This window comes from Mesorhizobium sp. PL10 (assembly GCF_053714315.1).
On record NZ_JBSKBR010000066.1, the window covers coordinates 1 to 8918 of the forward strand.

Here is an 8918-nt window from a genome sequence, read left to right on the forward strand (position 1 = left end):
TCGCGCTGCTCGCTGAACCAAAACTCGACTGTGTCGCCGACACTGTCGATGGCGCGATAGAGGTACATCCACTGACCACGGACCTTGATGTAGGTCTCGTCGACATGCCCTTTGCCGGTGACGGTCCGCTTGCGCCGGTTGAAGCGCTCCAGCAGCTGCGGTGAGAAGTGCACGATCCAGCGAGGCACGGTGGAGTGATCGGCGTTCAAGCGCGCTCGGCCATCATCTCTTCAGATCGCGAAGGCTGAGCTTGTAGGTCAGGTACCACCGTACGCACAGCAGGATCACCGACCGACTCCTCCAAAGCTGAGGGGCGTTCCAGAGTCCGCTTACCGATAGGTTTGCGACAGAGCCCTCGATCAAGAGCCATTCTTCGGCGTGAGCCTCGGGCCGATTGTAGTCCCTGGATGCCGGCCGCAAGCGCACGGCGGCGAAGCGGGAATTGAGCGCGGTGTTGGTTCCTTCACGCAAGGCGATCGTGCGCCAAGTCTTGGCGTCGAACTCCTCGGCCAGGGCCTTGGCCGAGATCGGCTTGTGATCGTCGGCTCGGCCGACTCGAGACGGCGGCCGGCCTCTTCCGCTCCACGGCTTGGGCGGCAGCGGGCTCTCGCCTGGGCGCCAGATGCTGAGTGTGGGCTGAACGCCGGCAACATAGATCAGACCGAGCTCGGACAGGCCCGCGCGGAAACCGCCGTCGGCGCCATATCCGGCGTCGGCCAGAACCACGCCGGCGCGACGCCCTCGGCCTTGGCCGTCCTGATCTGCTCGATCGCGATCTGCGGTTTGGTCCGGAACGTGATCTCTGCCGGAATCTTGGCCTTCTTGCGTTGTTCCGGATCCTCCGCCCAGCTGTGCGGGAGATACAATTCGCAGGCGATCGGAAGCGAGGCTGCGTCATTTGCCATCGATAGGCTAACCGCAATCTGACAGTTGTCCTGCTTACCCAGCTGGCCGCAATACTGGCGCGCTACGCCCACCGAGTGCTTGCCCTTCTTGGGAAAGCCGGTGTCGTCGACGATCCACGCGCGGATCGGTCCACGCTGCTCGATCTGTGGAAGAACCCAGTCGCGAACCCGCGCTAGCAAGGCCGCGTCCGACCACGGCGCCTGTCCCACGAAATGCAGCAGAGACTGATGCTTGGCCGCCACCCCCGACGGCGCCGTGACTCTTCCTCGTACCGTAAAGTCCAGGAAGCTTCTGCGATGATAACCCTAACCTGAGCCCTGTCAGCTGGATGCGATTTGCGCGCGCCACAACCGAGTATAGGTGCCATCTGTTGCCAGCAGATCGGCATGCCTTCCCTCCGCGACGGCTCGCCCCTTATCCAAAACTACGATCTTGTCGGCCCCGGATACGGTGCTGAGTCGATGAGAGATGACGACGATGGTCTTACCGGCCCGACGCAGATCCTCAACGGCCCTTAGGACAAACGCCTCGGCGACCGAGTCGAGAGAGGAAGTCGCCTCATCGAGGATCAGGATCTGCGGATCCCGGTACAGCGCCCTAGCCAAGGCAAGGCGCTGCTTCTCGCCGCCGGACAGGCGTACGCCGCCTTGGCCCAGATGGGCCTGAAAGCCACCGGGCCAGCGCTGGATCACCTCCAGCAGGCCTATTCGATCGCAGATTTTCACGATCTTCTCAACGTCCGGCTCGAACTCGCCAAGGGCGATGTTCTCGATCACCGAGCCCGAGAACATATCGATCGATTGCGGTACCGCAGCGATTACCTTACGCCAGGATACGGCCGAGAAGTCCTGAAGGGCATGTGGGCCGATCTGGATGCGTCCACCCTCAAGCGGGTAGACATTTTGCAGCAGCGCCGCAAGAGTGCTCTTACCCGAACCGCTTTCCCCCACCACTGCCGTCATCTCGCCCCGGCGGAAGGTGACGCTGAGATTTTGGAAAAGCTCCGGCTGCGCGCCATGGCGGAACGTCACGTTCTCCAGGCGGCTATCTCCAAGGTCGAACTTGGTGGCATCAATGCCGCCGCCACTTGGCGGCTCAAGGTCGAAGATCTCGAACAGGCGGTCCGCCGCAATAAAAGCATCCTGAACGATCCGGTTGGTTTGGATCAGGTTCGCGACCGGCCGCGTGATATAGCCGAGCAAGGCATAGGAGGACAGTAATTCGCCGGGCGTGACGGTCTGATCGAGGGCAAGCGTCGCACCGAACCACATCAGCAAAATGGTGAAAAGGGTCGAGAAGAAAGTCGAGGCATTGTCTGCAAAGATCGAGATGAGGCCGGAGCTGTAGACGGAGTGCAGCATCTTGATGAAGCGGGTCTCAACCTTGAAGTTGGCGAAGCTCTCAATGCCGGAGGTCTTGATCGTGGAGACAGCTCCGAGTAATTCCACCAGTTGCACCTCCAGGTCGGCGGCATCCTCCATAATGGTGCGTTGGTGCTTTCTATTCAGCCGGTTAATAGTCCAATAGACTAAGAGGTACAGTGGGATGGAGGTCGCCGCGACCAAGGCGATTTTCCACGAGTAGATGAACATCAATCCGAACGAGAACACTATCACTATCGCGTCGACGAACATGGTGATCGAGACGTCGTTCAGGAGGCTCCTGATCTTCACCGCGTCGTTCATGCGGGAGACGATCTCCCCCAAACGCATGCTGTCGAAGAATTTCTGGGGCAAGCTGACAATGTGAGTGTAGTAGCCGAGGATCAAGTGGACATCGATCTTCTGGCCCGTTTGCAGGATGAGCCGGTTTCTGAGGAAATTCATCAGGATCTGTGTCACCAGGATCAGCAGCATGGCTACGCTCATGAGGTTGAGCAGGTTACGGTTGGCTGCCGGGATCACATTATCAACGATCTTCTGGACGTAGATGGCGGTTGAGAGGCTGAGGATCGTCGTCACCAGTGCGCCGATGAGTGCCTGCGCCATCACGTGCCTGTGGGGCGAAAGCAAACGGGCGAAACGGGTGAGTGGTGATGTCGTCTCGTCACGGCGGTTGAAGGTGTCTGCCGGGACCAGGAGCACCAGGACCCGGGTCCATTGCAGCTTGAATTCCTCATGGGACAGTTTGCGGATTTCGCCGTAGGCTGGATCCATGACGCTGACCCACTTGGCATCGATGGCCTGAATTACAACGAAGTGGTGCTGGACCTCCTTTATGATGACGTGCGCAATAGCCGGCTTCGGGATCTTGTAAAGGCTGTCGAAGCCACCTTTTACGCCCTTGGCGATGAACCCTAACTTTTGAGCCGCTTGCGTGAGGCCTGACACCGTGGTGCCGGAACGGTCGGTCGAGGCATACTGGCGGATCCGCGACAGTGGCAGCTTGTAACCATAGAAGGCTGCAACGAAGGCAAGGCAGGCGGCGCCGCAATCAGTGATGTCGCGCTGCTTGAACTTGGTGATGTTGCGCATGGCGGCTCGCTACTTGGAGGGGGAACTAATACGTCAGGACCGGATTGAGCCAATCATCGACCCCATTGTAGAGGAGTTGCAGGAGAGTGCGGTCGGCCATGAGGAAGCGGGCCCGCACGGTCATGCCTTTCTTGAGGTGACCGACAACTCCGTTTTTGAGAACGAGGTAGCTGCGAGACAGCGAGCAGCGGACTTTGAACACCGGATTCTTGTCGTGAAGGGTGACGTCCTGTGCCACGTCGAGCACTGTCGCGTCGATGACACCCCATTGATTGTAGTTGAAGGCATCTACCTGGAGTCGTACCGACTGGCCGGGCCGCACGAAGCCGATATCGTTGGGGAGGACGTAGATTTCCGCCACAAGGTCGCCGTCCGGCGAGACCCAAGCCACGGTTTGCCCGGCTTGGACGTAGCTATCCGGCGCGAGGCCGGAAAATTGCTCCAGAGCGCCAGACACAGGGGCGCGAATACGGCTTAGCTCCCGTTCATGCTCGAGCTGATGCAAGCTGGCTCTCAGTTCCTTAAGGCGGAGATTAGTATCGAAGAGCCGCTGGTTCCACTCCGCGGATTGGCGCCGGGCAAGAATCTCGCCCTTGATGTCAAGGCTGTTGAGGGCGAAAGCCTTGTCGTTCACCGTCTTTGCGGGCACCGCGTTACCGGAAACCAGTCGCTGGGCGCGATCGAGTTCCGTCGCGGCATTACTGCGAGCATGTTGGTTCTCTTGCAGCAGGTTGAGAAAATGTAGCCGCTCGGCCGTTGCGAGCTCGGTCAGGAGGCGGAGAGGGATGTCGGCCTGTGCGCCGGAGGAAATCAGGATTGCGAGATCATGGGCAAGATCGCTCTTCGCACGGATTTCGCCTGTGAGCGCCTTGAGCTTCTCCTCGATCACCTGATCATCAAGAGCTAGGATTTCTTGCCCACGGGCAACCTGATCGTTGTCAGCGGCAAGGATACGCGAAATCCGTCCAGAAATGGGCGCGATCAGGGGCGTCTTCTCGATGACGGGGCGAATGATACCTGCGCTTTGAACCGAGACCGTGACAGTGATGAGCGGCAGCGACACCAATGTCGCCACCGCAGAGAGCACAAGCATTTTATAAATGGCCAAAGATCGTCCTGATCTTCGGGATAGAATGCTCTCTGCGGTGTAGCAGGCGGTTTCGGGCGAAACGGGAATTGCCAGGCTATGTTCAGGACGAAGCACAATTAGCTCCGGCACTTATGTTCTAATGTTGCCGGCGTGAGCCATACACCCAATTCGCTATAGTTGCCGTAATACCTATTATCGTAGCACCTGCCGCAACCAGTCCCCACAAGTAACCTCCAGACACTGCAGATTGTTCTTCGGGAGCTAATTCGGTGACACCATAAGATGGCATATATTCGTTCATTGTCGTCTCCTTTCCTAGCAGTCAGTACCTGTCATTCAGTGATGCCGGCTGGCCAGGTTTGCCCATATTGTTACACCTGCCAGGCCAAATACTCCAAAAATGGCGAAACCTATTGCCCAAAACATCCCTCCTGAAACTGCAGTCGCTTCTTCAGGAGCCAACTCGGTCACACCATAGGCTGACATATCGGTCCTCATTGTTGATTCCTTTCGAATGAGTAGATCGGTCAGTGACGCGGGTCGGCCGACTGCGCCGCCGCACAGGGAGAGATACTCAAGAATGATGCCAACTGAGCGGCAAGCGCCTCAGAAAGAGTATTCTGCAGGTTATTCAATGACCTCACTGAGCGTGCGTCGGCGCGCCGGGTCGAACATCATTGGTCGCGCTCTCGACAAACCCGACAAAGCACGTCTGGAGGGTACTGTCGCCCGGACAATGAACGGCAAAGGGCGAGCATGGTGAAACTTTCGATAGTGGGTGTGGCGGTGGGAGGCTGGTCTCATCGGGGGCGATGAGCGATTCACCCCGACCTCGCCGAAAGACATAGTCGGGCAGAAACATTCCAGACAAGGGTCATTGGCGAGGTCGCGCAGATGACCTGATGTGGTGGACGACCTCCGCTCCCGGCATCGCAATGTGCCAAAGTGTGGCTGTCGAAAAGTCACATGAGGAAGAGCCGTCCAGAAACGGGCGCGACCAGGGGCGTCTTCTCGATGACGGGGCGAATGGTACCCGCGCTTTGAACCGAAACCGTGACAGTGATGAGGGCCAGCGACACCAATGTGGCCACCGCAGAGAGCACAAGCATTTTATAAATGGCCAAAGATCGTCCTGATCTTCGGGAGAGAATGCTCTCTGCGGTGTAGCAGGCGGTTTCGGGCGAAAGGGGAATTGCTAGGACGAAGCATAATCAGCCTTGGCACCTCTGTTCTAATCGTGGATTTTGGAACGTACCGCCCCTTACCACCCGAAAGTCGCCGCCACGTAAGCTGCTATTGCAGCACCTGCCCAAAGCAGTCCCCAGTAGCCTCCCGAAATTGCAGATGCTTCTTCGGGAGCTAATTCGGTGACACCATAAGATGGCATATATTCGTTCATCGTCGTCTCCTTTCCTAGCAGTCAATGACTGCTATTCAGTGATGCCGGGCCTTCCAGGCTGACCATATGGCTAGACCTCCCACGGCAATAAATCCAGCAACGGCCATACCTATTGCCCATGGGTTTCCGCCCGCAATTGCAGATGTTTCTTCAGGAGACAACTCGGTCACACCATAGGCTGACATATCGTTGCTCATTGTTGGTTCCCTTCGAGTGAGAGAAGATCGGTCAGTGACGCGGGTCGGCCGACTGCGCCGCCGCACAGGAGAGATACTCAAGAATGATGCCAACTGAGCGGCAAGCGCCTCAGAAAGAGTTTCTGGAGGTTATTCAACGACTCCACTGAGCTGCGTCAGCGCACCGGGTCGAACATCATGGTCGCGCTTTCGACAAACCCGACAGTAGCGGTCAACACAAAGCACTTCGGGAAGGGTACTGTCGCCACGGACAATGAAGGGCAAAGGGCGAGCATCGTGAGGCTTCGACAGTGGGTGTGGCTGTGGGAGGCTGGTCCTATCGACGGGGATGAGTAATTCACCCCGACTTCGCCGAAAGATGTAATCTGGCAGAACATTCCAGACACGGGTCATACGCGAGGTCGCGCAAACGGCCGCGCAGTTCCGTCTCCGCCGGCCGACGCGTGGATTAGGTCGTGAACTCATAAATCGTTGGCGCTGGAGTTTTGCCATGCCAATCTGCGGCCATGGGTGAGCAAGACGAGCCGAGCCTGGCAGGCATGACGATCAACGAGCGGTTATTCCACGTTGGCGTTCTCGATCGGTGGGACGCCACAGTTCGGCGGCGAGATCGGGGCACGATGATTGAGTTGTTGCAGCAGGTTGAAGTTTCCGATCCGCATCTGACGGTCGACACTGTGCTGGCCAACCCGAAAATGTATGGATTCTGATCGCGCTGGGCTTTCCCTTGTGACGATCATTTGTTTCAGCATCGGCATGAGCCGATATGACCTGACCGGCTGGCTGGGCCAACCCTGCCGATGCTACGGCGATGGTGGAATCCCAGCCTATACTTCCGGGTCAATCCAGCCCCTTATCCGGTTATGACAACCGCCAATCCAGCGATTACGGACTGCCTTGCAGGCGGCGGCGCCTTTTCCTCGTAACTGGTCTTGTCGGCGGCCTCGTCCACGAACTGCGTGGGGCGACCCCGAACAGCCGGAAACAGGGTGGGTGAAGCGAGGCGCCTCCGCCTGGCCCCTAACGGCCAATCTGGGGTTGTCTTGGCTGCAGGGGTGGTTGTACTGTTTTGCCAGAGTCATCACCCGCCCAGTAAGCTCGTGCGAGATCACTATGCTGAAGCGTGAGCGTCCGGCGAGCGGATTTTGCTGATCGGGCAAATCGGGCGATGTTCTGGCATTAGAACCAGCATTAGTGCTGACATTAATACCAGATCGAAGAGGTTGCATGGCTCGCATGGAGATCATATCCGGCACTGAGCGCAGACGACGCTGGTCGGACGTAAGCGCTTCATTTCCGTGCGCGTTGACGTGGCCCATGTGACGTGGGTCGCTCAGACGGCTTTATCGGATCAAGCCGCGGCGGTTTTGGCGAAGTTGAATGGCAACAGATCGGTGATGTCAGCACCTATGGCGCGCTGCGGCAGTTCGCTAAGGATGTGGCGCAAGTAGGCCAAAGGCTCGATGCCGCAGGCGCGGCAGGTCAGCATGAGGCTGTAGACGACGGCACTGGCCTTGGCTCCGTCCACGGTGTCGCTGAACAGCCAGGATTTTCTTCCAGTGGCAAAGATTCGGATGTCGCGTTCGAGGAGGTTGTTGTCGATCGGCATCCTGCCGTCTTCTGTGTAGCGCGTCAGGTACTCCCACTGGTTCAGGGTGTAGGACACGGCGTCGCCGATCTTACTGTCAGGCAAGACCTTCGGGGCGATTTCATCGAGCCATGCCTTGAGAGCATTGAGGATGGGCACGCTGTGTTGCTGGCGGAAACGGCGAATGCAGTGATCTCGCGTTTCACCTTTGTCTGGCTTCTCGTTGCGCGCCTGGCTTTCAATCCGGTAGAGCTGTTCGAAGAACCGGAGCGCCTGCTCCGGCGGGCCGCCACCTTTCTTCCTTGCCTTGAGCGCCTCAACGAAGCGACGCCTGGAATGGGCCATGCATCCCAGATGGGTAGCCCCTGCCAGCGTGCGCCAGGCGGAATAGCCATCGCTCATCACGATGCCGTGGTAATCGCCGAGGAAGGCCTGCGGATAAATCTGGCCGCGGCCGGGTTGATAATCGAGCAGCACGATCGGTTCGTCGCTGTCCTCTCCGCTCCGATACGCCCACATGAAGGATGTGCTGGTGGCCTCCCTATCCTTTTCCTTCAGGACCTGGACCGTCGTCTCGTCACCATGGATGAGCGGCTGCGCCCTGAGCCGCAGCTTCAGTGCGTCATAGATGCGGGAGAGATGCCTCTCGCTCGATCCGATCACCCAATGCCCCAGAGCGCCGCGGCTGACGGGAACGCCGGCGCGCTCGAAGGCCTGGGCCAGGCGGTAGAGCGGCGTGCCATCGACATATTTGTGAACAAGCGCGAAGGCCAGCGTCGAGGCCGTGGCGATGCTGCCCGGCAAAGGCTGCGCGGGCATCGGCGCGATGACAACAGGCGTGTTGATGCCGGTGCGATCGCAATGGCGGCAGGCATACTTGAACCGCACATTCTGCAGGACCTTGGCCTTCACCTCGATATGGAGCTGCTCGGTGACGGCTTCTCCCATGCGATGCATCTGGTGACGGCAGCAAGGACAGGCCTTCTGGTCGTCGGCAAGATCATACGCGACACGCTCGCGCGGCAGGTGTTCCGGCAGAGGCTTGCGGCCAGGCTTCTTGTCCCGCGGCTTTTCGATCGTCGCAAGGCCGGTATCCGGCAGGTCGACGACCTCGCCATCTTCACCGCCGGCGTCTTCATCGGCAACCTGCTCGGCTTCATTGAAGAGACGATCAATGTGCTTTTCGCTTTTCGGCGCAAAACGGGGAGCATGAGGATTTATGGGGCGGTCATGCGGCGCGGACCGTTTCTCTGTGCTCGTGATT

At 58.6% G+C, this 8918-nt stretch carries 6 protein-coding genes and 3 pseudogenes; 1 reads left to right on the top strand and 8 read right to left on the bottom strand.

Annotated elements, in window-relative coordinates:
* The 7 genes and pseudogenes from ACWGTO_RS32110 to ACWGTO_RS32140 form a co-directional block, all read right to left on the bottom strand.
* A pseudogene (locus tag ACWGTO_RS32110) lies at positions 1-288 on the bottom strand (IS6 family transposase); the annotation flags it as partial.
* 66 nt (positions 289-354) lie between these two features.
* A pseudogene (locus tag ACWGTO_RS32115) lies at positions 355-1157 on the bottom strand (IS701 family transposase); the annotation flags it as partial.
* 69 nt (positions 1158-1226) lie between these two features.
* Positions 1227-3380: a peptidase domain-containing ABC transporter gene (locus ACWGTO_RS32120; protein ID WP_454578759.1), complete on the bottom strand. Its 2154-nt coding sequence runs from the start codon at positions 3378-3380 to the stop codon at positions 1227-1229.
* 25 nt (positions 3381-3405) lie between these two features.
* Positions 3406-4488: an HlyD family secretion protein gene (locus ACWGTO_RS32125; RefSeq protein ID WP_454578760.1), complete on the bottom strand. Its 1083-nt coding sequence runs from the start codon at positions 4486-4488 to the stop codon at positions 3406-3408.
* Between the two features lie 318 nt (positions 4489-4806).
* Entirely contained in the window at positions 4807-4968 is a 162-nt protein-coding gene (locus tag ACWGTO_RS32130; protein ID WP_454578761.1) for a hypothetical protein, read from the bottom strand.
* Between the two features lie 476 nt (positions 4969-5444).
* Positions 5445-5594: pseudogene (locus ACWGTO_RS32135) on the bottom strand (hemolysin secretion protein D); the annotation flags it as partial.
* Positions 5595-5731: 137 nt separating this feature from the next.
* On the bottom strand, positions 5732-5869 hold the full coding sequence (locus ACWGTO_RS32140) for a hypothetical protein (RefSeq protein ID WP_454578762.1): 138 nt from the start codon (positions 5867-5869) through the stop codon (positions 5732-5734).
* A gap of 703 nt (positions 5870-6572) precedes the next feature.
* Here ACWGTO_RS32140 and ACWGTO_RS32145 point away from each other — a divergent pair.
* Positions 6573-6776 (top strand): hypothetical protein, encoded by a 204-nt coding sequence (locus ACWGTO_RS32145; RefSeq protein WP_454578763.1) that lies wholly within the window; start codon positions 6573-6575, stop codon positions 6774-6776.
* A gap of 641 nt (positions 6777-7417) precedes the next feature.
* Here ACWGTO_RS32145 and tnpC read toward each other — a convergent pair.
* The coding region (gene tnpC, locus ACWGTO_RS32150) for an IS66 family transposase (protein WP_454578764.1) at positions 7418-8918 on the bottom strand (1501 nt) is incomplete at its 5' end.